General features: G+C 58.9%; 1 protein-coding gene. It reads left to right on the forward strand.

Annotated elements, in window-relative coordinates; genetic code table 11:
- The first annotated feature begins 19 nt into the window (after positions 1-19).
- Positions 20-904 (forward strand): IS1595 family transposase, encoded by an 885-nt coding sequence (locus EXE46_RS16175; protein WP_089309187.1) that lies wholly within the window; start codon positions 20-22, stop codon positions 902-904.
- The last annotated feature ends 28 nt before the right edge of the window (positions 905-932 follow it).

A 932-nucleotide genomic window follows, 5' to 3' on the forward strand; every position in this document is an offset into this window, starting at 1 on the left:
CCGCGTCACCCGACGAACGATGTTCCCTATCAAGACGTTCGTCTCGGAGCGTCGCGCCGCGAACCTGCTGGAACAGGTTCGCTGGCGCGACGGCGTCTATTGCCCGCGCTGCCGTGGCGAATCTGTGATTCGGTACGGCAGCTATCGCGTGTTTCAGCGGTATCTGTGTAAGGATTGCGACCGCACGTTCAACGATCAGACCGGCACGATCTTCGAACATTCTGCGGTGGCGCTCAGAAAATGGTTTCTCGCGGTCTACACGTATATCCGCTTCAACACGAGTCTCAGGCAGCTAGACGTTGAGATTGACGTTTCGTACAAGACGATCTACCGGCGCGTCCAGCGCTTCTTGCGAGCGCTGGACGCGCCCCAACTCCATCTCAAAGGTCCCGTTGAGATCGACGAATTCTACGTGAAGGCGGGGCTCAAGGGCCGCGAGCGCGACTGCTGGTCGCGCTCGCGTGGCCTGTCCACGCGTGGGCGTGGTACATTCGCTGAGGACAAGCCTCCTGTATTTGTTCTCGCAGATCGTGGCAGCGGTGAGCGATATGTGGTCCCGGCGAAAACCGCGACCGAATCGCGGATTCGACTCCTGCTGGCCGACCGCCAGCAGGAGTCGTTGACCGTCTATACTGACGGCTTTCGGGCTTATGAACCGCTTGAGGAGGACGACGCATTCACTCGTGAATACGTCGTCCACGGTGACGGTGAGTACGTTGATGGAGACGTTCACGTGAACACCTGCGAGAGCCACGCGTCGCTGGCGCGACGGTGGCTCTCGCCACATCGAGGCGTCTCTAAAGACAGACTCACACCATATCTCCGAGCGTTTCAGCTCCGTCGTGAAGTGTTCCGAAAACCGGGGAAAGAAGCGCTCAAAACCATCCTCGAAACTGCGCTATGACTCACCAACAATCTCCGCCACAAGAGCG

The sequence above is a fragment of the Halorubrum sp. GN11_10-6_MGM genome, assembly GCF_005435165.1.
In the GTDB taxonomy this organism is placed as follows: Archaea; Halobacteriota; Halobacteria; order Halobacteriales; family Haloferacaceae; genus Halorubrum.